Raw genomic sequence first — 23,587 nt, 5'->3', positions numbered from 1 at the left:
TGCGGCCTCCCGGGTTCGGCTAGAGTCCAAAAGGATAGGTTTCCGGAACGCCGTGCGGCCGCTCGGCGGGAAGAGGCGCCACTGCATGCGTTTCTTCGAACCAGACGAAAGCATCGAACTGCTCAGGCAGCACCGCCTCGAAATAGTGGCTGTGTAGCTCCGCCTGCGGCCGGTAGATAACGCCGATGGCGCGCTCCAGCCGCGGCGCGGCTAGCGCGTCGCGCAGATCGGGGCAGGTGCGCAGGTCCGTCAGGGAACGAGCGATGCCAGCTTGGCGGAAGACCCGCTCATACGAATCCGGCCGCGATGGATTGACCTCCATGATGCGCATCGGGCCGCCCCAGTCGTCGGCGGCCGCCACGGTGCCGCGGTCGGTGCCAAAGCCGATCAGCGCCGCCTCGTCGCCGAATGCGGTACGGCAGAGTTCGCCGATATTGAACTCGCCCTGCCAGCCCATGGCCGTGGCCGCTGCATTGCCGATATGGGAGTTGTGCGCCCAGACCACAGCCTTGGCGCCCGGACCGCGCCTTGCCAGCAGCGCCTTGAGCGTGTCGAACATATGCCGGTTGCGCAGATTCCAGGATTCTGTCGAGCCGTAATACATGATGCGGTAGTAGTGCTCGGCGGCGCGCACGATGCGCGCATTCTGGGCCGCATCGAAGAAGTCCTCGCCATCCGCTCCGGCATAGTCGAGCCGGCGGGCCAGTAGCTCGCCGAGCTGCGCGACGACAGCCCCTTCGCAGGTATCGCGGCCGCCGCGCAGCATGGCGCGGCCATAGTGGGCCGGCTCGTCCTGCCAGGGGGTGAGACAGCCATAGCGCCGGCGTGCGGTCCTGGCGGCATCCGGATCCACCCGATCGAGATAGGCGATCACCGCCTCGATGGAGGAATCCAGGGAATAAACATCGAGGCCGCGGAACTCCGCCCGGTCTTCCGCAGGCCGGCCGGCATTATACGCGCGCAGCCAGTGCACGAAATCTTCGAATTGGCGGTTGCGCCACATCCAGGTAGGAAAGCGGGCGAACGTCTCCTCGTCGTAGCGCCCCGCTGGGCGGTGCCGGACGTAGCGGTCCACGCGGGCCGCATCGGGCCAGTCCGCCTCGACGGCGATGATGTTGAAGCCGTGCTTCTCGACCAGCTGTCGCGTGATCGCGGCGCGAGCGCGGTAGAACTCCGACGTCCCATGGGTCGCTTCGCCCAGCAGCACAACGCGGGCGTCGGCGAACGCATCGAAGAACGCGCCGAACGCTTCCGCGTCCTCCGGGGACGGGAGCGGCTCGCATTTCCCGCGCACCAGATTCGCCGCCTCGTCGGCGCTCTGCAGACGGCTGCGCTCGCTGATCGCGACGTGGGGCATGCGCGAACCCGTCACCCGCCCGCGCTTTCAGGCCAAAGCGCCTGGATGCCCTTCGACTGCGCGTCGCGCATCTTGGCGATCTGGCGGATATCCAGAAGCGAGACGTTCGTCGCCTGGATCATCCCGCACCATGCGTCGAGCCCTGCTGCGCTCATCGCTTATCCCTTCCTGATCTTCTCCGATCCGCCGCGGGCGTGCCGCCGATGCCCTTCGAACCCCGGATGACCGCTATTGTTCGGGCGAGGCGAGAAAAAGCAGCCCGACCGCGGTACCAGCCCTGCAGAATTCTCCAACGTGTGGAACACATGGGCGCGATACTCGTTCGAAGGGCTCGCAGGAAGATTTAGACAGGAGAGCGCAATGCCCAGCAGCCAGACCCGCACCCTTGAAACGCTGATGCTCGAGACGCTGAAGGACATCTACCACGCCGAGAAGCAGGTGCTGCGCGCCCTTCCCAAGATGGCGAAGGCTGCCAAGAGCGAGGAATTGAGGAAGGCGCTGGAAACCCATCGCCAGGAAACCGAAGGCCAGATCGAACGCCTGGAGAAGGTTTTTGAGAGCATGGACCGGGCGGCGCGCGGCAAGCCCTGCGAGGCGATGCAGGGTCTCGTGGCTGAAGGCCAGGAAATCCTGGAGGAATTCTCGGATTCGGAGGCGCTCGACGCAGGTATCGTGGCTGCGAACCAGTCCATCGAGCACTACGAGATTTCGCGCTACGGCACGCTCCGGACCTGGGCCCAGCAGCTCGGCATGGAAGAGGCCGCCAGGATCTTCGAGCAGAATCTCGAGGAGGAAAAGAAGACGGATGAGCTGCTGACGCAGTTGGCGGAGGCGAAAGCCAACAAGAAAGCGGCGTAGCCCTCGCGCGCAGAGCTTGCCGCGGTTACCAGGTGCCAACTCCCTCCCTGGCCTCTGGCAACACGCGGCTTGACCGCCGCGGTGACCACGGATGTACTGGCACCCTGCGGTTCAAGAAGGCGGCTTCGGCCGCCTTCTTCTGTTTGGGCTGGTGGTAGGAGCCGGGCTAGGTTTTGTCCTGGATCTCGTGCGCAGGGCGGCGAGTGGCAAGGTCGAAAATGTCGCCCGCGCTCAGGACGTGCACCCTCAGATCGTAGATCGACAGGGCCTGATCAGCGGCGGCTTCCGCGATATTGGAATGGGTGACACCCCCGCCGTCGACGAGATAGACGGCGCCATTGCCGATCACCTTGAAGCTTTCCCCCTGGACGACAATGGCGGTGTTCTCGTCGATGCCGATGCCGAGAACGCGCGGGTTCTGCGAGACGGCGCCGATGAGCCGGCCGATGCGGCCCCGCTGTGCAAAATGCTGGTCGATGATCACATTGGGCAGGAGGCCAAGACCCGGCGCCATGTGCAGATCGCCGATGCGGAAGGAGGTGGCGCTCGGGCCGCGCACCAGCATCGTGTCGCTCATCACCGAGGCACCGGCGGACGTGCCGGCGATCAGCCCGCCCGACTGGTAGATCTCGTGCACGCGCTCATAGATCGGCGTGTCGCCTATCTGGCTGGTTATGCGCAACTGATCGCCGCCGGAGAAGAAGATTGCGTTCACCCCCTCCAGCATCTCGAGCTTTTCCTCAAGGCCTGCCTCGGCACGGTCGTCCACGTAAAGTTCATTGACCTGAGACACGCCGAGCTCGGCAAAGGTGGCCTGGTATTTCTCGAGATAGCCTTCCGGCTCGTGGGAGGCGATGGTGGCAAGCACAAGCTTGCCGTCTGGGATGTGGCTGGCCACCTCCTTCAGGATGACCCGCTCTCCGTCGTGATCCTCGTGGCCGCCTATGATGACAAGGGTTCCCTTCCGGCGCGGGCCGGCCTTCTTCACCTTGTCAGGCATGCGCAAGCTCCTCCTCTTCCTCCTTCGAGAGGAAAACCTTCGGGTTCGGCAATATGCTGCTCGCCATCGCGACGGCGAAGTGACTGCTGTTGTGCGCCCATCCCGCCGTGCCGTCAGGCGCCAGCGCGATCGCCCCCGCCTCGCCGCCGACGCGAGCAAGCGCGTTGAGCGCGGCCTCTATGGTGCGCCCGGGATCGACCGCATCGAATCCGTGCATGACACGGGCTGCGAGCATGGCGCGGGCGATCTGCTCACCGTCGCCGGAGAAACAGACCGCGCCGATGGCATTGTCCGCGTAATAGCCGCAGCCGGGTTGCGGGGAGTCGCCGACGCGGCCCGGCGCTGCTCCGTCGAGGCCGCCGGTGGAAACGGCCACGGCAAGGTTGCCCTTTTCATCCAAGGCGACGCAGCCAACCGTATCCCGACTGGGTGAGCTCCTTTTTTGCTCCGGCGACTTCAGGTCCTGCGGACTGCAGAGTTCCAGGCCCTTGTCAGCGGCATATTGCCGGGCACCCGAACCGGCAAGCAGGATGGGCTCGTCGAACAGCATGGTCCGAGCCACGCTGACGGGGTTGCGGACGCCCCTGAGCACGGTGACGGCGCCGACATTGAGCTTGGCGCCCTCCATGACTGACGCGCACATCTCGATCTCTCCCTCGGCGTTAAGCGCGCTGCCATGGCCCGCATTGAAGGTCGGATCATCCTCGAGCACCTTCACCGCTGCTTCCACTGCATCGATGCTGCTGCCGCCGCCGCGCAGGATGCGTGCACCGGCCTCGATGGCGGCGAGGCAGCCGGCGCTATTCGCTTCCCTCTCGGACGGCTCGATGGTCTTGGCGCCGCCGTGCACAATGATCGACCACATCACCCCACCTTCAATCGACGAATATTGGCCCGGAAGGGATCTTCGACGGGGGAATTGCCCTCGAATTCGACGACCTGGCGCCAGACCGCTTCGTATTCATCGGCACCAAGGATGACAAGGTCGCCGGGCCGGGCGAGTTGGAGGCAGAAGAGTACGGCCTCGTTTTCCGGCAGGATCGTGTGGATGCGTTCGGGCGGGCATCCCGCCTCAAGCGCACCCTCCCTGAGCAGCCCGGCGATCACGCCGGGCGCGCGGCCGCGCCTTTCGTCATCCTCCTTGAACACGATCGTGTCGAAAAGGCCGGCGGCCAGCCTGCCCATCTCGCGGATGTCGACGTCGCGCCGGTCGCCTGGGATGCCGATCATGCCGATCGAGCGCTGGAGGGGGCGCTTCAGCTTGCGCACGAAGCGGCCGAGGGCAGCGAGCCCGTCCGGGTTGTGCGCGTAGTCGACGATTGTCGTAAAGCCATGCCCATCGAAGCGGTTGAGCCGGCCCGGCAGCTCCTCGAAGCTCGTCGCAAAGCTGCAGAGCGCCTTGCGGATCACCCCCAGAGGCACATCCTGCGCGTAGGCCATGGCGATCGCGGCAAGCGCGTTCTCGACATTGAAGTCGGCAAGGCCGCCGAAAGTGGCGGGTATTTCCGCCGCATCCATGACAAAGAGCTTCTCGCAATCCTCATGAATGACGATATCGTAGCGGCCGGCCTCGATCTCACAGGTGACAGCACGCCCGCCTTCAGCGATGTGGCGGCGCAGGAATGCCGGCCATTCGTTCTTCCCACGCATGGAGAAGTAGCAGATCCGGCCTCTGGCCACACGCTCCAACGAGGCGCTCGGCTGATTGTCGGCGTTCAGGATGCTCCAGCCGTTGCGGGCCACCGATTCCACGACGACACCCTTGACCTGCGCAAGGTCCTCCACGGTGTCCAGCCCGCGCAGGCCAAGATGGTCGGCCGAAACGTTGAGCACCGCCCCAATATCGCAGCGGTCGAAACCAAGCCCTTCGCGGAGGATGCCGCCGCGGGCCACTTCCAGCACGGCCGCATCGATGGTGGGCTCGCGCAGGATCAGACGGGCGCTCCTCGGACCGGAGCAATCGCCCTTGGCGATGCGCTGGCCGTCGATGAAGATGCCTGTCGTCATGGCCAGCCCGACCTTCAGCCCGGCATGCTTCAGGATATGGGCGAGCATGCGCGAGGTCGTGGACTTGCCGTTGGTTCCGGTGATGGCGAAGATCGGCACGCGGCTGCGGGAGCCGGGCGGGAAGAGAAGATCGATCATCGGCCGCGCCACATTGCGTGACCGTCCTTCGGACGGCTGCAGATGCATGCGGAAGCCCGGCCCGGCATTGACCTCGATGATTCCGCCGCCGGTCTCCGATACCGGCCGACGGATGTCCGGACAGAGGAAGTCGATGCCGGCCACGTCGAGCCCCACGATCTGCGCGGCGCGCCGGGCGATCAGTGCGTTTTCGGGATGGATCTCGTCGGTGCGGTCGATCGCAGTGCCGCCGGTGGACAGGTTGGCGGTCGGACGCAAGTCGACCCGCCGGCCTTCCGGCGGAATGCTGGCCAGCGTCAGCCCGCGCTTTTCAAGAAAATGCTCGACGCACTCGTCCACCTCGATGCGCGTCAGGAAGGCCGAGTGGCCCTCGTCGCGACGCGGGTCCAGGTTGACCATTTCGATCAGCTCGGCGATGGAGCGGCGGCCGTCGCCGACCACATGGGCCGGCAGCCGCTCGGCGACTGCCACCACCTCGCCCCCGATCACCAGGATGCGGTGATCGGAGCCGCTGAATTGCTGTTCGACGAGGATCGTCCGATCGTGCTCGCGGGCGATGTCGAAAGCCCAGCGCACCTCGTCGGCGGTCTCGATCCCGATCGTGACACCGCGGCCGTGGTTGCCCTCGAGCGGTTTGACCACGACGGGATAGCCAAGATCCTCAGCCGCCTTGACGGCCTCGTCCGCCGACCGGACGACTGAGCCGCGCGGAACTGGAATGCCCGCTTCCTGCAGCAGGCGTTTTGTAAGATCCTTGTCGCAGGCGATTTCGGTCGCGATCTCGGAGGTGATGCCGGTGCAACTTGCGCGAATGCGCTTCTGGTACTTGCCCTGGCCGAGTTGGACCAGGCTCGTATCGTCCACTCGCCAGACCGGGATATCCCGGCGCTGCGCCTCGCGCACGAGCGAGGCCGTTGTGGGGCCGAGGGCGACATCACGATGAAGGTCTTTGAGGGCTTCCAGCCGCTCTGCGAGATCGAACGGCGTTTCGGGCGTCTCGTAGATCTCGTCGAGGCCCTGGATGCCCCGCAGCTCCGCCGGCAACAGGTGCTGGACCAGCTCCAGCGCAATGCGTCCGGCCAAGAGCGCCACCGGCTCGTCCGAATAGGCATACATGACATTGTAGACGCCCGGCTTGCCGCGCACCGAGCGCGTCTTGCCGCGCGTTGCCCGCGACCCCATCATCGTCTGGAGTTCCAGCGCGACATGTTCGGTCACATGGCCGAGCCACGTGCCCTCCTCCAGGCGCCGGATGAAGCCCCCTTCCGTGCCATAGCTGCAACCGTGGCTCTGCAGCCCCGGGAGCAGGGCGGCCAGGCGTTCGGCGAAGCCCGGAAGACGATTGGTCGGCCAGTGTTCCAGATCGCCAAGGTCGAGCTGGATGCGAATCATCGGCAGCTCGCTGTAGAAATGCGGGCCGCGGTAAATCGCGACTTCCCGGACGTGCATCGGCCGGAAGCCGATGAGCGTCCGATCCTCGATCGCGCTGTTCATTCTGTGTCTCCACACAACGGGGTGCGCTCTAAACACGCGATCGAACACTGCGTTCCCGGCAATTACAGGAATCTTTTCCGCTCGTTACGCCCCGCCCTGGACAAAAGGCGCGACTCGGGCGGTCAAGGAACGGGATCCGATGCGGCGAAATCGGCGGCACAACGCATCTTTCGCCGGCGGCCCGCCGTCATGCATTTTCGTTGCCCGGCTTTCATCTGCGTGTAACATGACGGGCCTAACCGCTGCGCAGGCAACGGACTTAATGGGAGAGCTTCACATGAATTCGATCACACGGCGCAGCTTTGTCCAGGGCGCGGCTTCCATCGCGGGCCTGGCGATTGCGGCGCCCTTCATCTCGCGCGCATACGCGCAAGGGTCGTCCGGGACGGTGAACATCTTCGCCTGGGCCGGCTATCTCAACGACGAGATGCTGGCGGCATTCGAAAAGGCCACGGGCATCAAGCCGAACTACACCCCCTACGGCACCAATGACGAACTCCTGAACCAGCTGCGCGCCAACAGCGGCGCCGGCTTCGACATCATCTGGCCGACCGTCGACCGGGTGCCGAACTATGTCGAGTTCGATCTTGTGCAGCCCATCGACGAGTCGAAGGTGGAGGTGGCAAAGTGCCTGCCCAGCGCCTGGAACAACTCGGCGAATTTGGGCGCGGTGGTCGGCGGCAAGCGCTACCAGGTGCCGACCGACTGGGGCACGGAGGCGATCGCCTTCGACAAAGAGCAGGCGCCGCTTGAATACGGCACCGCGTCCTATGGCGACATCTGGAAGCCGGAGATGCAGGGAAAGGCCACGGTGCGCGGCCATTCCGGCCTGGTCGGCCTCGGGCTCTGGCTGGAAGCCGAGGGCAAGCTGCCCATGCCCATGGTGGAGGCCTTCAAGTCGGAAGAGAACATGACGAAGATCTACGACGTCATTCTCGCCGAGGCGATCGGCCGGAAGGCCAATATCGCGCAGTTCTGGAACAACGAGAACGAGGCGCAGGGCGCCTTCCGCGTCAACGGCTGCGCCATCGGCCAGACCTGGGATTCGACTGCCGCGGCGCTCGCCAAGGAAGGGCTCCCGATCGGCTTCATCGCGCCCAAGGAAGGCGCGCTCACCTGGATGGAGGGCGTCTCCATCCCCCAGGGCGCGGAAAACGTCGACCAGGCCTATGCCTTCATCAACTGGTTCCTCACACCCGAAGCCGGTGCGATGTACACCAATGCCACCTCCATCAACTCCACCGCCGTCGGCGCGGCGGAACTCACCTCCGATGAGGCCAAAGCCTTCTTCGCCGCCGCCTATCCCGGCGATGCGCTGGAGAAGCTCTGGTGGTGGCCGATCCAGGAGAGCTGGTTCGTCGCCAAGCGCAATGAATATCAGGACCGGTTCCTCTCCGCCTGATCCCTCTAGGGCGGGCCGCGGCCCGCCCTTTCCATATCGCGGGCAAGCATGTCACATTCGGTAGAGCTTCACAGCGTCGGCATGCGCTTCGGCCGCACGCAGGCCGTGCACGAGGTCTCCTTTACCGTCGAGGCGGGGGAGTTCTTTTCCATCCTCGGCCCCTCTGGCTGCGGCAAGACGACGATCCTGCGCATGGTCGCCGGCTTTCTCCAGCCCACCGAGGGAAAGATTTTAATCGGTGGGCGTGACATGCGTGGGCTCGGCCCCGACCAGCGCCCGACCGCCATGATTTTCCAGTCGCTGGCACTCTTTCCGCTCATGCCGGTGTGGGAGAACATCGCCTTCGGTCTCGAGGCGCGCGGCGTGGAAAAGTCCGTGCGGCGGGCCAGAGCCGAGGAACTGCTGAGGCTCGTCGCGCTCGAGGGTTTCGGCGAGCGGATGCCGGGCGAACTCTCCGGCGGCCAGCGCCAGCGTGTGGCCATCGCCCGGGCGCTTGCCGTGGAGCCGCAGGTGCTGCTGCTCGACGAGCCGCTTTCAGCGCTGGACCTCAAGCTCAGGCAGCATTTGCGCTCGGAACTGCGGGAGCTGCAGAAGCGCACCGGCGTCACCTTCATCTACATCACCCACGACCAGTCGGAGGCGCTCGCCATGTCCGACCGCGTGGCCGTGATGAGCGCCGGAATCCTGCAGCAGGTCGGCGCGCCGCGCGAGCTTTACGACAATCCGGCTACGCCCTTCGTCGCCGGCTTCGTCGGCGAAACAAACGCCATCGGCGGAAAAGTGGCATCGGTCGAAGGCGGCTTCGCGACGTTGGACAGCCCGCATGGGCCCCTTCGCGGCCGCGCCAGCAACGGGCTCTCGGCAGGGGCCCCGGCGAAGCTTTATGTGCGGCCCGAGGCTCTCGCTTACGGTGCCGAGGGCGGGCATACGATCGCCGCCACGATAGACCGCATCGACTTCGAAGGCGCCTTCGCGCTTGCCTATGGGACGCTCGAGGACGGCAACAGCCTGATCGTCTCCATTCCGAACACCAAGCTCGGCTCGGCGCCTCCCATCGGCGAGCGGGCCAGCTTCAGCTTTCGCGCGGAGAACGCGGTGGTGCTGGCTGATGTCTGAATTTTACGGGCGTTTCGGCACCGGGCTCGGCACTCTTTTCGCAGCCCTCGTCGCCGTGTGGCTCGCGGGCATGGTGCTGGCGCCGAACATCATGATGGTCGACTATGCGCTCCGGCCCAACCTGCCGCCGGCGGACCTCGGCGGTCCGCGCGACGTCTATTCCCTCGACAACATCCTTTACCTGGCTAACGAGAGCGTCCATCGCTCGATCTTCTTCAAGACGGTGTGGGCGAGTGCGTTGGTGGCGTTCCTGACTCTCGTCGTCTGCTATCCCCTCGCCTACTGGCTGGCGCAGACGGCCGCGCCCAACCGGACCGCAGTGGTGCTTCTGGCACTCACCATTCCGTTCTGGATAAACGAGGTTCTGCGCACACTCGCCTGGTACATCCTGCTTGCCTTCCGTGGACCCCTCAACGCGCTTCTCCTCTCGTTGGGAATCATCGACGAACCCGTGCGCTGGTACGGCAATGCAGGGGTGCTCGCCGGCATGGTCTATGCCTACATCCTCTTCATGCTCTTCCCGATCTACAGCGCGATCGAATCCCTGGAAAAATCGCAGATCGAGGCGGCAAGGGACCTCGGCGCCTCCGTCTGGCGCACGCATTGGCGCGTTGTTATCCCGCATGCCAAGGCGGGCATAGCCACCGGCTGCGTCTTCACCTTCATGCTCGCCGCCGGCAGCTATGTGGCACCCGCCCTTCTCGGCGCGCCCGGCAGCCGTTGGTTTACCGAGATCATCTACAACTGGTTCTTCGAAGGCGGCGACTGGAACCGGGGCGCGGCCTATGCGCTGGTGCTTTTGGTGCTGTGCATGGCAGTGGTGCTCGCCACGCTGCGGATCGCGCGCGTCAACCTGACGGATGTGGCGAAATGAGTGCCGCCGACCGCATCCTGAAGGGGCTCTTCGGCTTCTATCTCGCCGCCTTCTTCATCTATCTCTTCGCGCCGCTCGCCATCATGGCGGCCGCCACCTTCAACACGAGCCGCTTTCCCACGGTGACGCCCTGGCAGGGCACGACGCTTGAATGGTTCAACGCGCTCGCCGCCGATACGGGCATGTGGCAGGCGCTCTGGACCTCGCTGGTGGTGGCCCTCTTCGTGCTCGTCGTCGCCCTGCCGATCGGCACGGCGGCCGCCCTGCTGCTCACCAGCCTCAATGCCCGCGCCCGCAGCGTCATGTATGCGGTGATGGTCTCGCCGCTCCTGACGCCGGGCGTCGTCATCGGCATCGCCACGCTCGTGCTCTGGCGCCAGCTTGGCGTCGGCGGCGGCACCTTCCTCATCGTCCTGGCGCAGTCGAGCTTCATCATCTGCTATGTGATGCTGATGGTGGCCGCCCGCCTGCAGCGCTTCGACCGGACGCAGGAAGAGGCGGCCCTCGGACTTGGCGCATCGAAATTCATGATCTTCCGCCGCGTCATCCTGCCCTTCCTGAAACCGTCGCTGATCGCCGCGGGATTCTTGGCGGCGCTGCAGTCGATCGAGAACTACAACACGACGCTCTTCGTGCGCGGCTTCGACACGCCGCTGACGGTCTATATCGCCACCAAGGTGCGCACCGGCCTCACCCCCGCGGTCAATGCATTGGCGCTCATCATGATCGCCGTCACCATCGTCGGCGCCGTCGCATACGAGGTGGCGCGGCGGCGGTCGCGCAGCGCTCGTCTGTCCTGAGATTTGCGCTAGGAGCTAAGTGTCAGCAGGTTGCGCGCGGCCGGTGGCAAAGAGCCGCATTCTCGGCTATGGGTTCGCCGCTGCAGAGCCCGGCTGAGCCAGGCTGCACCGAGGGACGAACCGCTATGAACGACCAACCGCAGTTCCGCGAGCCGCTGGCGCGCGCCGAAGCCGCTCCGCTTGCCATCTCGGCACGCGGCCTTGCCAAGCAGTTCGGCGATGTCCGTGCCGTGGACGGCATCGATCTCGACGTGCCGCGCGGCATGATCTTCGCCATTCTGGGCCCCAATGGCGCTGGCAAGACGACCCTGATGCGCATGCTCGCCACCCTTGCTGCGCCGGATGCGGGCACGGCGAGCGTGATGGGCCACGATCTATTGCGCGAGCCGCATGCGGTGCGCGCGGCAATCGCCATGACCGGCCAGTTCGCCTCGCTGGACGAGGATCTCACCGGCCGCGAGAACCTGATGTTGCTGGCCCGGCTGTGGGGTTTCCGCGGGCGGGAGGCCCGCGCGCGCGCCGATGCGCTGCTTGCAGCCTTCGAATTGTCGGACGCCGCCGGCAAGCAGGTGAAGGACTATTCTGGCGGCATGAGGCGCCGGCTCGACATCGCCGCCTCGCTGGTGGTCACCCCCGGCGTCCTCTTCCTGGACGAGCCGACGACAGGCCTGGACCCGACGGCGCGGCAGGGCGTGTGGCGTATGATCCGGCAGCTCGCCGGCTCCGGCGTCACGATCCTGCTCACCACGCAGTATCTTGAAGAGGCGGACCAACTCGCCGACCGCATCGCCGTGATCGATCACGGCCGAAAGATCGCCGAAGGAACAAGCCGCGAGCTGAAGGCAGCGACGGGATCTGGCTTCCTGCATGTGGCGCTGGCCGACGCCGGCAGGATGGCCGAGGCCACGGCCATCCTCGAACAAAGGCTCGGTCACCAGGTGCAGCCGAGCGCGGAAGGGGCGGAACTCTCCGTCATTGCCGGCACGGCGCAGGCCGCCAACGAAGCCATTGCGGCGCTGCTGGCCGCGGATATCGAGGTAACGGATTTCTCGCTCGGCCAGCCTAGCCTCGATGCAGTCTTCTTCGCTCTGACCGATCGTGCCACGGAAAGTGAGCCAGCAAAGGGGAAAAGGCCATGAGTGCGATCGACCCCGCCGCCGCGGTGCTTCAGCGGGTGGAGCGCCCGCGGGAACCGTCATCCTTTTCCAATGCCCTGGTCTTCGCCTGGCGGGCGGTGCTCAAGTTCAGGCATGTGCCGGAGCAGCTCTTCGATCTGGTGATGACGCCGATCATGTTCACGCTGCTGTTCACCTTCGTGTTCGGCGGCGCGCTTGCGGGCTCGACGGGCGATTACCTCCAGTATTTCCTGCCCGGCATTCTGGTCCAGACAGTCATCTTCAACTCGGTCTATTCCGGCATGGGCCTTTCGACCGACCTTGGAAAAGGTTTGTTCGACCGTTTCCGCTCGCTGCCGATCTGGTCGCTCGCCCCGTTTGCGGGTTTGATGGTGGGCGACATCCTGCGCCATCTCATAGCCGGCACGATCATCCTCACCATCGGCCTCATCCTCGGCTATCGGCCGAATGCCGGCCTTCTCGGCGTGCTCGGCGGGTTTGCGCTGCTGATCGCGATCGGCTTCGGCGCCGGCTGGATTTTCATCGTGCTCGGACTCCTGATCCGTACCCCGATGACGGTGATGACGATCGGCTTCACCGTCATGTTTCCGCTGATCTTCGCCTCGAATATCATGGTGGAACCTGAGACCATGCCCGGTTGGCTGCGGGCCTTCGTGGAGGTCAATCCCGTTTCCCACATGGCGACCGCCATGCGCGCAATTTTGGGTGAGGGCACGACGCTCACTCAGATCGCCCTCGCGCTCGCTGCTCCGGTCGTGCTGACGCTGGTGCTCGCCCCGGTGACCCTATGGCTTTACATGCGGCGGTAGGACAAACTAGCCCAACCGCCAAATCCGCCGTGCGTTGCCCGAGAAAAGCTTTTTGCGTTCCTCCTCACTCGCTCCTGAAAAGAGAGCATGCGTAGCCGCAACCCAGGTGGAGAGCCCGCCGGCCGGCGTGCAGACCGGCCAGTCGCTGCCCCACACGAGCCGGTCCCAGCCAAAACACTCGACCACGTGCTCCACCCAGGGGCGCAGGATTTCAACGGTCCAGTTCTCGACGTCCGTATAGGCGACGACGCCCGAGATCTTAGCCGTCACATTGGGCCGCCGCGCGATCTCGCGCACATGCGCCCGCCACGGCTCCACCTCGCCTGCCTTGATGTCCGGCACGCCGCAATGGTCGAGGATGAACTGGACGTCCGGCGCAAGATCGATCAGCGCCATCGCCTTCGGTAGTTGCCGCGGCAGCACGACCAGATCGAAGGTGAAGCGCGTGCCCTTGAGGCGGGCGATGTTCTCGCGAAAAAGCGCCCGCTCGGACACGTCGTCCGGCACGACGTGCAGGACGCGCCGGAAGCCCTTGACGAGCTCGTTGGCCTCCTGGCGCTCCAGATAGGCGGCGAAATCGGGATGTTCCGGACGGCAGGAGGCGATGGCACCGGCAATCAGGTTGCCGGGCTGCGCGGCGAGCCTGCCGATGTAATCCGTTTCCCGCTCGATATCGCTCTCGTCGACGTCCACCTCCATGTGCAAAGCCGCTTCTATACCGACGCGCCGGGCCTCGCGCGCATAGGTTTCGTAGAGGAAATCGCGGTTGAGCGGCGGCGCGTTTTCCAGCCAGGGATAGCTGAGCGCCTTTCTGTCGATGACGTGCAGATGCGTGTCGATGATCATGCGGTCTCCTCCCTCGGCGGTTCCGGAACCAGCCAGAGATATCTTTTCCGGCGGGAATGTCACGCCCGCTTGGGCATCATTGGCGCGGCATGCAAAGAGAGTGGTGCTTCAGCCGCGCCCGGCTTATGAGAGGGCGACGCATAGAACCATCCGGGAGCAGAGCGATGACCGCCGATCTTGAGGGAAAGACAGTTCTCGTTACCGCCGCCGCGCAGGGCATAGGACGCGCCAGTGCCCTCGCCTTCGCCCGTGCCGGCGCAACTGTCTATGCGACCGACATCAACGAGACTCTGCTCGCCGAACTCGGCGGCGATGAGCGGATCATCACGCGCAGGCTCGACGTGCTGGACGATGCCGCGGTGAAGGCGCTGGTGGCCGAGATCGACGCGGTCGACGTGCTCTTCAACTGCGCCGGCGTGGTGCATTCCGGCACCGTGCTGGACATGAAGGACGAGGATCTGGAATTCGCCTTCAACCTCAATGTGAAAGCCATGGTGCGTACGATCCGCGCCGTCCTGCCGAAAATGATCGAGCGCGGCGGCGGCGCCATCATCAACATGTCGTCGGTCGCCTCCAGCATCAAGGGCGTGCCCAACCGCTTCGCCTATGGCACGACAAAGGCGGCCGTGATCGGGCTCACCAAGGCGGTGGCCGCCGACTACGTGGCCCAGGGGATCCGCTGCAACGCGATCTGCCCCGGTACGGTGGAGAGCCCCTCGCTGCAGGAGCGGCTCAAGGCAACCGGCGACTATGAGGGTGCGCGAAAAGCCTTTATTGCCCGCCAACCCATGGGCCGCCTCGGCACGCCGGAGGAGATCGCCGACCTTGCCGTCTATCTGGCAACGGCGACCTATACCAGCGGCCAAGCCTACGCCATAGACGGCGGCTGGACTATCTGAGGCGGCTCCGAATTCTAAAGGATGGTTTCTGGCCCTCCTGCACCCCAGGATTGCTGGTCTTCCCCCCGCGTGGATTGTACTATTGACTTACTGCTCAGTGGTCCCAGCTTTCGTTGGAATGACTGCTGATGCGGCAGTCTGGGAGGAGGAGCCTAATGCGCGTTTTGATGCGTGTCGCGGCGGGAGTGCTGATCCTTCTTCTGATCGCTGCGGTCGGATTTTTCGCCCTTGCCTGGAAGGGCGAGATCGAGCCGGTAGCGGCTGTCGATCGGGCGCAATTCGACCAGGAGCTGATAGAGCAGGGAGCGAGGCTGGCTGCGGTCGGCAATTGCATCGCCTGCCACACGGTTCCAGGCCAGCCCGCTTTTGCCGGTGGACTTGCCCTGCCGACACCGTTCGGCACCATCTATTCCACCAACATCACGCCTGACCCGGAAACCGGCATCGGCAAGTGGAGCGAGGAAGCCTTTCAGCGCGCCATGCGCGAGGGCGTCGACCGGGAAGGCAACCATCTCTACCCGGCCTTCCCCTATGACCACTACACACGCGTGACCGACGAGGACAATCGGGCACTCTATGCTTTCCTGATGACGCGCCAGCCGGTGAATTCGACCGCGCCGGAGAACGAACTGCCCTTCCCCTACAATATGCGCATGATCCTTGCCGGCTGGAAGCTCCTCTTCTTCGAGGAAGGCGCCTATCATCCCGACACGGCGCAGAGCGAGGAGTGGAATCGCGGCGCCTATCTCGCCGAGGGCCTGGGCCATTGCGGCGCCTGCCATAGCCCGCGCAACCGCTTCGGCGCGATCGACCCCGAGCGCCATTTCGGCGGCGGCGAGGCGGAAGGCTGGCAGGCTTATGCCATCAATACGGAGTCGCCCGCGCCCATCCCGTGGGACCAGGAAAGCCTGGCTTTCTATCTGCGCCAGGGCTGGCACGAGCACCATGGCGTCTCGCGCGGTCCGATGGCGGAGGTGACCGGAAATCTCGGCCTCCTGCCGGACAGCGATATCGCCGCCATCGCGACCTATGTCGCTTCGGTGATGGGCGAACCCGATGCGGAGCGCCAAGCGCGCGCCGAGGCGCTGCTGGCCGAGGTTTCACAAAGTCAAAGTCCAGCACTGGTCGATGCCGCCCCTGCCGCCGCCGCGCAACCGGGAAGTGCTCAGGGCGATGGTGCGGCGATCTATGCCGGCGCCTGCGCGGGCTGCCATGACGGCAGCCGGCCGCAGCCCTTCGGTGGCCTGCCCTTCTCCCTCAGCACAGCGGTCAACGCGCCGAACCCGCAGAACATTGTCAATGTGGTCCTGTACGGCCTGCCGCCGGCGGATGGCGAGGCGACTTCCGTCATGCCGGCTTTTGGGGGCGTTCTCAACGACGAGCAGGTGGCCGATCTGCTCGCCTACATGCGCGAACGGTTTTCCGATGCTCCCGCCTGGGAGAATCTCGTGGAGCTGGTGGCGCGGACGCGTTCGGGCGAGCACAAGGTGGCGATCCGGCCGTCCGACGGCATTGAAAGAGGCCCCGAAAATGTAGGCGCCAGTGGTGGCGCGGAGGACTAGAACATGGCGATATCCCTGAACGTCAATGGCGAAACGCACGAGGTGGACGTCGATCCCGCGACGCCGCTTCTTTATGTGCTGCGCAACGATCTCCAACTGAACGGCGCCAAGTTCGGCTGCGGCCTCGGGCAATGCGGGGCGTGCACCGTCGTCGTCGACGGCGAGGCGGTGCTCTCCTGCGTCACCCCGGTGTCGCTGATGGAAGGGCGCGAGATCACCACGGTCGAGGGCCTCGGCACGATCGAGGAACCGGGGCCGCTGCAGGCGGCCTTCATCGAGCAGCAGGCGGCGCAGTGCGGCTACTGCATCCCGGGCATGATGATGACCGCCCATGCGCTGCTCCGGAAGAACGCCCAGCCGAGCGACCAGGAAATCCGCGACGCGCTGATGACCAATCTGTGCCGCTGCGGCACGCATATGCGAATCCTGGCGGCGATCCGCCGCGCGGGCGAGCTGATGCAGCAGGCCGGGGCGCCCCAGACGGACAGGAGGGCTGGATAATGACCATTGTCCCGCAAGACGAATTTTCGACCGACCGCAGGAAGGGCATCTCACGCCGCGGCGTCCTTATGGGAACCGGGGCGCTGGTCGTCAGCTTCTCGCTCGCCCGCCACGCGCTGGCGCAGCAGGCAACCCCCGCCCCCGCGGCGCCCGAGCCGCCGAAACTGCCGGGCAGCCTCGATGATGCGCGCCGGCTGGATGCCTGGATCCGCATCGATGCCAATAGCGACATCACCGTCTTCACCGGCAAGATCGAACTCGGCCAGGGCATCAGGACGGCGCTGATCCAGGTCGCGGCCGAGGAGCTGGAGGTCGAGCCGGGCGACATCAACCTCATCACCGCCGATACGGGCCGGACACCTGACGAAGGTTTCACCGCCGGCAGCCAATCCATGCAGAATTCGGGCACGGCCATCCGCAACGCGGCGGCGCAAGTGCGCGAGATCCTGATCACGGAGGCGTCGCGGCGCCTCAACGTGCCGCGTGAGAGCCTGCGGGCGGAAGGCAAGGCCATCGTCGGCCAGAACGGGCAGACGATCGGTTATGGCGAGCTGGTCTCCGACCAGCTGCTTGCCGTCGAAGCGCAGCCGCAGTCGCTGCTCAAGAGTCCCGATAGCCTGCGCATCATCGGCCAGTCGCTGCCGCGCGTTGACATACCGGCCAAGGTGACGGGCGGCGCGGCCTATGTCCAGGATCTGCGCCTCGAGGGCATGGTGCATGCCCGCGTCGTCCGTCCGCCGGCCCAGGCGGCGCAGCTGCAGGACGTGGATACCACATCGGTCGAGCAGATGCCGGGCGTCATTACGGTCATCCGCGATGGCAGCTTCCTTGCCGTGGTGGCTGAACAGGAATTTCAGGCCGTCAACGCCATGCGCGTCCTGCAGCAGGCGGCACGCTGGTCAGAGGATGCGGTCCTGCCGAACCAGAACGAGCTTCCCGCCTTCCTGGAAAGCACCAAGGGCGACATCGGCACGGTCGCGGAAGACGGCGCGGGCGACTTTTCCGGCCAGGTATTTGAGGCTACCTTCACGCGTCCTTACCAGATGCACGCCTCCATCGGCCCGTCCTGCGGCGTGGCGCTGATGGAGAACGGCCAGCTCACCGTCTGGTCGCACACCCAGGGCGTCTACCCCGACCAGGAGGCGATCGCTGAAATGCTTGGCATGAATGTCGAGCAGGTCCGCGTGATCCACATGGAGGGCTCCGGCTGCTATGGCCACAACGGCGCGGATGATGCAGCGGCTGATGCCGCCATGATTGCCGCCGCGGTGCCTGGCCGGCCGATCCGCCTGCAATGGATGCGCGAGGACGAGCATGGCTGGGAGCCGTATGGTCCGGCGATGCTCATCAAGGTGCGGGCGGGCGTCGGCCAGGACGGCCGCATCACCGGCTGGAACTACGATCTGTGGAGCAATGTGCATTCCACGCGCCCCGGCGGCGCGCCCTCACTGCTCGCCGCCCGGCACAGGGCGCAGGCTTTCCCGGTGCGCCCGCCCAATTTCAACATATCGCAGTCGGGCAATGGCGACCGCAACGCGGTGCCCCTTTATGTCTTTCCCCGTCGCGTGCTCTGGCATTTCGTGTCGGAGATGCCGCTCCGGGTTTCGGCGCTGCGCGCGCTTGGCGCCTATGCCAATGTCTTCGCCCTGGAAAGCACCATGGACGAGCTGGCGATCATTGCGGGAGCCGATCCTGTGGAGTTCCGGCTGCGCCATCTGGAAGACGAGCGCGCCCGCGCGGTCGTCGAAAAGGCGGCGCAGGAATTCGGCTGGTCGACCGATGCCCCCGCCAATGGCCGCGGCCGCGGCTTTGGATTCGCGCGCTACAAGAATCTGGCGGCATTTCTCGCCGTCGCCCTCGAGGTGGAGGTGGAGCGCGAGACCGGCCGGGTGCGTGTGGTCCGCGCGGTGTCGGCTATCGACAGCGGCGAGGCGGTGAACCCCGACGGCATCCGCAACCAGACCGAAGGCGGCATCATCCAGTCCATCAGCTGGACGCTTTACGAGCAGGTGACCTTCGATAACACGCGGGTGACGAGCACAGACTGGTCAAGCTATCCAATCCTGCGCTTTTCAAGCGTGCCGGAAAGCGTGGATGTCCACATCATCAACCGGCCCGGCCAACCGTTCCTCGGCACGGGAGAGGCCGCGCAGGGGCCGGTGGCTGCGGCCTTGGCCAATGCTGTCCGCAACGCCACCGGGGTTCGCTTCTACGACCTGCCGCTCACCCGCGAACGCGTCAAGCAGGGCATCGGCATCTAGGTACCTATAAGCTTGTGTGATCGCGGCTCGGCTTCGGCCGGGCCGCGGCAGGAAAAGGCGTGTCGGCGGGCGTTCACAACGGCAGGGCGTGTAAGGGAAATGGTGCCGCTTGTCAGACTCGAACTGACGACCCCATCATTACGAATGATGTGCTCTACCAACTGAGCTAAAGCGGCACGGCCGGCAAGGAGCGCGGCTCCATCGCCTCGTGCCTGATACAAGCATCGCCGCAGAAGATCAAGCAAAGTTGCATGGCGGACAGCCGCCGCTTCTGCAATTGTCTGACCGGGCCTGCTCGGCTAATCTGTGGGCGAATAGCGGTCCCGTCCGGGAGCCGGGCTGCACAAAATACGCGACTGAGGAGGGAGTCCCATGGCGGAAGTCTCGATGACGGTGAACGGCCGCAAGGTTTCGGGCATGGTGGAGGACCGGACGCTCCTCGTGCAGTTCCTGCGCGAGGACCAGGGGCTTACCGGAACGCATGTCGGCTGCGACACGTCGCAATGCGGCGCCTGCGTCGTGCATATGGACGGAAAGGCAGTCAAATCCTGCACAATGCTCGCCGCGCAGGCTTCGGGCAGTGATATCCTCACGATCGAGGGACTGGCGAGAGAGGGCCAGCTTCATCCGGTCCAGGCAGCGTTCAAGCAGCATCACGGGCTGCAATGCGGCTTCTGCACGCCGGGCATGATCATGGCCGCCGTCGACATGATCCGCCGCTATCCCGGCGGGCTAGACGAGAAGACCGTGCGCGCCGAGCTCGAGGGCAATATCTGCCGCTGCACCGGCTACCACAATATCGTGAAGGCGATCCTGGCAGCCTCCCAGGAGATGAGCGGGAAAGCGCAGGCGGCGTAGAGGAGACCTCCATGTACCAGACCACCTATCATCGCGCCTCCTCGGTCGCCGAGGCGGTCAACCTGCTGTCCGAGGCCGCCGACGGGAAATTCGTCTCGGGCGGGCAGACCCTGATCCCCACCATGAAACAGCGGCTGGCCGCCCCCTCCGACCTCATCGACCTGCGCCACATCCCGGAGCTGAAGGGGATAAACGTGGACGGCCGCGATGTGCGCATCGGCGCCGGCGCCACCCATGCGGAGGTGGCGGGCCATGAGGGCCTCGCCGCAATCTGCCCGGCCATCTGCCACCTCGCCGGGCATATCGGCGACCCGCATGTGCGGCATATGGGCACGATTGGAGGCTCGATCGCCAACAACGATCCGGCGGCCGACTATCCCGCGGCCATGCTGGCTCTCAACGCCATGATCCATACCAGCAAGCGGGCCCTTTCCGCCGACGAATTCTTCACCGGCCTGTTCGGAACGGCGCTGGAGGAGGACGAGATCGTGACGGCCGTGTCCTTCACGGCGCCGGACAAGGCGGGCTACGCGAAATTCCCGAACCCCGCCTCGCGGTATGCGCTCACCGGCGTGTTCGTGGCAAAACGCCCCGAGGGCGTGCGCGTCGCCGTGACGGGTGCGGGCGAAGACGGCGTGTTCCGCGCCACGGGTCTTGAGGAAGCATTGTCGAACTCCTTCGATCCGTCCGCCCTCGATGGCATCACGCTACCGGCCGAGGGGTTGATGTCGGACATCCATGCTTCGGCCGAATACCGCGCCAACCTTATTGTGGTGATGGCGAAGCGGGCGGTTCAGGCGGCAATGGGCGGCTGAGCGGACGAAAGCGTTGGCGGCGTGGACGTCCCCGGGAGCCGCCTCTTTTGCCTCGTCCAGCGCAGACGGTCCCCGCCTGCGGTCGTGTGAAACCGCTTTCGGCCCGTCGGATTGATCCATGACCAGCTACGAGCCGCGGCCCACGAAAGACTCGCCCGACGACGATCCCTATCTGTGGCTGGAAGAGATCGAGGGCGCGAACGTCCTTCAGTGGGTCAGGAGCCAATCCGCAAGGACGGTGGATCTCTTTGGCGGGCCGCGCTTCGAGCGCGATCGCGACGACCTTACCGCTATCTTCGATCGGCCTGAAAATATCCCAGGGATAACGCGGCGCGGTGGGTACCTCTACAATTTCTGGCGCGATGCGAAGAATCCCCGCGGCCTCTGGCGCCGGACGACTATGGAGGAATATGTCAAGGCGGAGCCCAAATGGGAGGTGCTCCTCGACCTCGACGCGATGGCGTCTAGGGACGGAGAGGACTGGACCTGGGGCGGCGCTTTCGTCGAGCCGGAGAAACATGAGCGCGCGATCCTGCGCCTTTCGCGCGGCGGCAGCGACGCGGTGGTCCATCGCGAGTTCCACCTCGAAGCGCGCAGCTTCGTGGATGAAGGCTTCAACCTGCCGGAGGCGAAGGGCGGGCTGGAATGGCTCGATCGCGATACGGTCCTGATCGCAAGCACGCTCGGGGAAGGCATGGCCACGCGTTCCGGCTATGCGCGCACGGTCAGGGTCTGGCGGCGCGGTGAAGACCCGCTCGCCGCGCCCGTGATCTTCGAGACCGGCGTCGAGGCGATGAGCGCCGGCGGTAAATGCGACCGCACCAGCGGGGAGGAGCGGATCTGGTTCGTCGAGCGGCCTGCCTTTTTCGAGGCGATCGGCTGGGTGGGCGACCGGAGCGGTCCTAAGATACGCGTCGATCTGCCGCTCGATTCATGGTGGAGCGCCTTCGGCGACTGGCTGGTCGTGAAGCCGAGAAAGCCGTGGACGGTTTCCGGCACGACCTATGCGGCCGACATGCTCATCGGCATTTCGCTTTCCGCGTTCCTGGCCGGCGGCCGCGACTTCGCCATCCTGTTCGAGCCCGGCGAAAGACGGGCCCTGCAGTCATTCTTCTGGAATGACGGAAAGGTCGTCATCTCGATCCTCGACAATCTCGTTCCGCGTTTCGAGATGTTCCTGCCGGACGCTGCGGGCTGGGCCCGCCATCCGATCGACACGGTGCCGTCGACGGGCACCGCGCATCTCTGGCCGCTTGATTCCCAACCCGAAGAGACCAATGGAGAAGCGCTCGTCGCGGTGCAGGACCCGATCACGCCGCCGCAATTGCTGCGGCTCGATCTACGGGAAGCCCCGCGCTTCGGCGCGCCTGCGCTTCTCAAGAGCAGCCCGCAAGCCTTCAACGCCTCGGGGCTGGTGGTCACGCGCCATGAGGCAGTGTCGGTCGATGGCGAAAGGATTCCCTACACGCAGGTCGGGCCGGTCAGCGAGACGGGCGATGCGCCGGTCCATCTCACCGCCTATGGCGGGTTTGGGGTGTCGGTGCAGCCATACTACAATTCCTCCATCGGCAAGCTGTGGCTCGAGCGCGGCGGGACAAGCCTCGTCGCCAATATCCGCGGCGGCGGAGAATTCGGCACTGCATGGCACGAGGCGGGGCGGCGGCAGGGCAAGCGCCTGTCCCATGACGATTTTGCCGCCGTGGCGGCGGACCTCGTGCGGCGCGGCGTCACCCGGCCGGAGCGAATCGCGGCAGAAGGCGGCTCCAACGGCGGTCTCCTCGTCGCCAATATGCTGACCCGCTACCCGGAACGGTTCGGGGCGCTGTTCTGCACGATCCCGCTGACGGACATGCGGCGCTATACAAAGCTGCTCGCCGGCGCCAGTTGGATCGATGAATATGGCGATCCGGACAAGCCGGAGGACTGGACCTTCATCAAGGAGTTCTCGGCCTATCACGCGACGGAGCCGGGCCGGGCCTATCCGCCCATCCTGCTTGCCACGACTCGGCGTGACGACCGGGTCCACCCGGGCCATGCGCGCAAGATGGCCGCCAAGTTGCAGGCACTCGGCTATCCCGCCTATTTCCACGAGCCGGAGGCGGGCGGGCACGGTTATGGGAAGGACAATCGCGACCAGGCGAGCTTCATCGCCCTCGGCTACAATTTCCTGCGGAGCGCGATCGGCTGGGATATTAATCGGCAGCAGCGCTGACCTTTGAACAAACTTGTCAGGAGTGTGCAGGCCTCCGGTTGATTGAAGCCGGAAACCTCCTAACTTCGCCCCGCTCGGCGTTTGCCGCCGGCGCACAATTCCTCCTCAATGGATCAATTCTCAAGGAAGCCCTATGACCTTGTCGCTTTACGAAGCCACCATCCCCGTCTTCATCCAGACCTTCGGCCATTTCTCGAAGTTCCTGGACAAGGGCCGCGCCTTTGCTGACGAGAAGGAAATTCCCCATTCGGACCTTCTCGAGGCCCGTCTCTATCCGGACATGGCGCCGCTGACAGCGCAGGTGCAGCGCGCCAGCGACACGGCACGCTTCGCCGCGGTCAGGGTGGGCCAGGTGGAACCGGTCTCAATGCCCGACACGGAATCAAGCTTCGATGAGCTGCAGGCCCGCATCTCCAAGACGGTGGAATTCCTCAAGGCCGTTCCGCCGCAGGCGATCGATGCTGGCGAGGACATTCCCGTCGCGCTCAAGACGCAGCGTTTCTCGATGGACTTCAAGGGCAAGGAGTATCTGCTCGGCTTCGCGCTGCCCAACTTCTATTTTCACGTGACGACGGCCTACGGTATCCTGCGCCACAAGGGCGTCCCGCTGGGCAAGGTTGACTTCTTCGGCAAGGGCTGAGG

General features: G+C 65.2%; 21 protein-coding genes and 1 tRNA gene. 15 read left to right on the top strand and 7 right to left on the bottom strand.

The features are described 5' to 3' along the window. Positions 1-19 precede the first annotated feature (19 nt). Positions 20-1,357 (bottom strand): erythromycin esterase family protein, encoded by a 1,338-nt coding sequence (locus RIN79_RS14275; protein ID WP_309085340.1) that lies wholly within the window; start codon positions 1,355-1,357, stop codon positions 20-22. A gap of 11 nt (positions 1,358-1,368) precedes the next feature. Beyond that, positions 1,369-1,512 (bottom strand): hypothetical protein, encoded by a 144-nt coding sequence (locus RIN79_RS14270; RefSeq protein WP_309085339.1) that lies wholly within the window; start codon positions 1,510-1,512, stop codon positions 1,369-1,371. Between the two features lie 205 nt (positions 1,513-1,717). Here RIN79_RS14270 and RIN79_RS14265 point away from each other — a divergent pair, with 205 nt between their 5' ends. Then, positions 1,718-2,215: a ferritin-like domain-containing protein gene (locus tag RIN79_RS14265; RefSeq protein ID WP_309085338.1), complete on the top strand. Its 498-nt coding sequence runs from the start codon at positions 1,718-1,720 to the stop codon at positions 2,213-2,215. Positions 2,216-2,381: 166 nt separating this feature from the next. Here RIN79_RS14265 and RIN79_RS14260 read toward each other — a convergent pair whose 3' ends face one another. The 3 genes from RIN79_RS14260 to cphA are packed head-to-tail and all read right to left on the bottom strand — an operon-like array spanning position 2,382 to position 6,854. Next, positions 2,382-3,215 carry a cyanophycinase gene (locus RIN79_RS14260; RefSeq protein WP_309085337.1) on the bottom strand — a complete coding sequence of 278 codons (834 nt, stop codon included), beginning with the start codon at positions 3,213-3,215 and terminating at the stop codon, positions 2,382-2,384. Continuing rightward, the gene (locus RIN79_RS14255) at positions 3,208-4,080 is read right to left on the bottom strand and encodes an isoaspartyl peptidase/L-asparaginase family protein (protein WP_309085336.1); all 873 of its coding nucleotides are present in this window, start codon (positions 4,078-4,080) and stop codon (positions 3,208-3,210) included. The genes RIN79_RS14260 and RIN79_RS14255 overlap by 8 nt, the downstream gene beginning before the upstream one ends. Continuing rightward, positions 4,080-6,854 carry a cyanophycin synthetase gene (gene cphA, locus RIN79_RS14250; protein ID WP_309085335.1) on the bottom strand — a complete coding sequence of 925 codons (2,775 nt, stop codon included), beginning with the start codon at positions 6,852-6,854 and terminating at the stop codon, positions 4,080-4,082. The genes RIN79_RS14255 and cphA overlap by 1 nt, the downstream gene beginning before the upstream one ends. A 277-nt stretch (positions 6,855-7,131) precedes the next feature. Here cphA and RIN79_RS14245 point away from each other — a divergent pair, with 277 nt between their 5' ends. The 6 genes from RIN79_RS14245 (at position 7,132) to RIN79_RS14220 (ending at position 12,991) form a co-directional block, all read left to right on the top strand. Then, positions 7,132-8,256 (top strand): extracellular solute-binding protein, encoded by a 1,125-nt coding sequence (locus RIN79_RS14245; protein ID WP_309085334.1) that lies wholly within the window; start codon positions 7,132-7,134, stop codon positions 8,254-8,256. A 48-nt stretch (positions 8,257-8,304) separates the two neighbouring features. Further along, positions 8,305-9,372, top strand: coding sequence for an ABC transporter ATP-binding protein (locus RIN79_RS14240; RefSeq protein WP_309085333.1), 1,068 nt, complete (start codon positions 8,305-8,307; stop codon positions 9,370-9,372). Beyond that, complete coding sequence (locus tag RIN79_RS14235; protein WP_309085332.1) at positions 9,365-10,246, top strand: ABC transporter permease; 882 nt, start codon at positions 9,365-9,367, stop codon at positions 10,244-10,246. Before RIN79_RS14240 ends, RIN79_RS14235 begins: the two co-directional genes overlap by 8 nt. Next, positions 10,243-11,046 carry an ABC transporter permease gene (locus RIN79_RS14230; protein WP_309085331.1) on the top strand — a complete coding sequence of 268 codons (804 nt, stop codon included), beginning with the start codon at positions 10,243-10,245 and terminating at the stop codon, positions 11,044-11,046. The genes RIN79_RS14235 and RIN79_RS14230 overlap by 4 nt, the downstream gene beginning before the upstream one ends. A 125-nt stretch (positions 11,047-11,171) precedes the next feature. Then, positions 11,172-12,185, top strand: a complete 1,014-nt coding sequence (locus RIN79_RS14225; RefSeq protein WP_309085330.1) for an ATP-binding cassette domain-containing protein — start codon at positions 11,172-11,174, stop codon at positions 12,183-12,185. Then, positions 12,182-12,991 (top strand): ABC transporter permease, encoded by an 810-nt coding sequence (locus RIN79_RS14220; protein WP_309085329.1) that lies wholly within the window; start codon positions 12,182-12,184, stop codon positions 12,989-12,991. The genes RIN79_RS14225 and RIN79_RS14220 overlap by 4 nt, the downstream gene beginning before the upstream one ends. A 6-nt stretch (positions 12,992-12,997) precedes the next feature. On the opposite strand, the gene RIN79_RS14215 is transcribed toward RIN79_RS14220, so the two are convergent. Then, complete coding sequence (locus tag RIN79_RS14215; protein WP_309085328.1) at positions 12,998-13,837, bottom strand: amidohydrolase; 840 nt, start codon at positions 13,835-13,837, stop codon at positions 12,998-13,000. Between the two features lie 164 nt (positions 13,838-14,001). Between RIN79_RS14215 and RIN79_RS14210 the strand changes: the two genes are divergently transcribed. The 4 genes from RIN79_RS14210 to RIN79_RS14195 all read left to right on the top strand — a co-directional run bounded on the left by RIN79_RS14210 (position 14,002) and on the right by RIN79_RS14195 (position 19,060). Further along, positions 14,002-14,736: an SDR family oxidoreductase gene (locus RIN79_RS14210; protein WP_309085327.1), complete on the top strand. Its 735-nt coding sequence runs from the start codon at positions 14,002-14,004 to the stop codon at positions 14,734-14,736. Positions 14,737-14,891: 155 nt separating this feature from the next. Next, positions 14,892-16,298 (top strand): cytochrome c, encoded by a 1,407-nt coding sequence (locus RIN79_RS14205; protein ID WP_309085326.1) that lies wholly within the window; start codon positions 14,892-14,894, stop codon positions 16,296-16,298. 3 nt (positions 16,299-16,301) lie between these two features. Continuing rightward, positions 16,302-16,799 carry a 2Fe-2S iron-sulfur cluster-binding protein gene (locus tag RIN79_RS14200; protein ID WP_309085325.1) on the top strand — a complete coding sequence of 166 codons (498 nt, stop codon included), beginning with the start codon at positions 16,302-16,304 and terminating at the stop codon, positions 16,797-16,799. Then, entirely contained in the window at positions 16,799-19,060 is a 2,262-nt protein-coding gene (locus RIN79_RS14195) for a molybdopterin cofactor-binding domain-containing protein (protein ID WP_309085324.1), read from the top strand. Before RIN79_RS14200 ends, RIN79_RS14195 begins: the two co-directional genes overlap by 1 nt. Before the next feature lie 100 nt (positions 19,061-19,160). On the opposite strand, the gene RIN79_RS14190 is transcribed toward RIN79_RS14195, so the two are convergent. After that, a tRNA-Thr gene (locus RIN79_RS14190) sits at positions 19,161-19,236 on the bottom strand. A gap of 196 nt (positions 19,237-19,432) precedes the next feature. On the opposite strand from RIN79_RS14190, the gene RIN79_RS14185 reads away from it, so the two are divergent. The 4 genes from RIN79_RS14185 to RIN79_RS14170 all read left to right on the top strand — a co-directional run bounded on the left by RIN79_RS14185 (position 19,433) and on the right by RIN79_RS14170 (position 23,585). Beyond that, positions 19,433-19,918 (top strand): 2Fe-2S iron-sulfur cluster-binding protein, encoded by a 486-nt coding sequence (locus RIN79_RS14185; RefSeq protein ID WP_309085323.1) that lies wholly within the window; start codon positions 19,433-19,435, stop codon positions 19,916-19,918. Positions 19,919-19,929: 11 nt separating this feature from the next. Next, entirely contained in the window at positions 19,930-20,733 is an 804-nt protein-coding gene (locus tag RIN79_RS14180; protein WP_309085322.1) for a xanthine dehydrogenase family protein subunit M, read from the top strand. 118 nt (positions 20,734-20,851) lie between these two features. Beyond that, complete coding sequence (locus RIN79_RS14175; protein WP_309085321.1) at positions 20,852-22,945, top strand: prolyl oligopeptidase family serine peptidase; 2,094 nt, start codon at positions 20,852-20,854, stop codon at positions 22,943-22,945. A gap of 133 nt (positions 22,946-23,078) precedes the next feature. Next, positions 23,079-23,585: a DUF1993 domain-containing protein gene (locus RIN79_RS14170; protein WP_309085320.1), complete on the top strand. Its 507-nt coding sequence runs from the start codon at positions 23,079-23,081 to the stop codon at positions 23,583-23,585. Positions 23,586-23,587 lie beyond the last annotated feature (2 nt).

Source organism: Chelativorans sp. (assembly GCF_031180965.1).
In the GTDB taxonomy this organism is placed as follows: Bacteria; Pseudomonadota; Alphaproteobacteria; order Rhizobiales; family Rhizobiaceae; genus Chelativorans.
This window is presented reverse-complemented; position numbering and strand designations above follow the sequence as displayed.